Raw genomic sequence first — 399 nt, forward strand, 5'->3', positions numbered from 1 at the left:
TGGAGGAGGAAGAGGGATTCGAACCCCCGCGCGGTATGACCCGCCTGTCGGTTTTCAAGACCGATCCCTTCAGCCAAACTTGGGTATTCCTCCGAGTACATTATGAAACTAATGGTGGACCTTGTAGGACTCGAACCTACGACCGGACGGTTATGAGCCGTCTGCTCTAACCAGCTGAGCTAAAGGTCCTCAATATTTGGTAGCGGCGGAGGGGATCGAACCCCCGACCTTACGGGTATGAACCGTACGCTCTAGCCAGCTGAGCTACACCGCCAAATATACTATTTAATTAAGGTGGAGCCTAGCGGGATCGAACCGCTGACCTCCTGCGTGCAAAGCAGGCGCTCTCCCAGCTGAGCTAAGGCCCCATAAGAAGTAAGAAGAATGGTCGGGAAGACA

Annotated in this window: 4 tRNA genes; all 4 read right to left on the bottom strand. The window is 53.9% G+C overall.

The features are described 5' to 3' along the window. The 4 genes from COE25_RS29905 to COE25_RS29920 all read right to left on the bottom strand — a co-directional run bounded on the left by COE25_RS29905 (position 1) and on the right by COE25_RS29920 (position 368). Positions 1-93: transfer RNA gene (locus COE25_RS29905), tRNA-Ser, on the bottom strand. 19 nt (positions 94-112) lie between these two features. Continuing rightward, positions 113-189: transfer RNA gene (locus tag COE25_RS29910), tRNA-Ile, on the bottom strand. 8 nt (positions 190-197) lie between these two features. Then, positions 198-274 (bottom strand) — tRNA-Met (locus tag COE25_RS29915). Between the two features lie 21 nt (positions 275-295). After that, positions 296-368, bottom strand: a tRNA-Ala gene (locus COE25_RS29920). Between the last annotated feature and the right edge of the window lie 31 nt (positions 369-399).

The sequence above is a fragment of the Bacillus sp. AFS031507 genome (genome assembly GCF_002584635.1).
Lineage (GTDB): Bacteria > Bacillota > Bacilli > Bacillales > Cytobacillaceae > Neobacillus.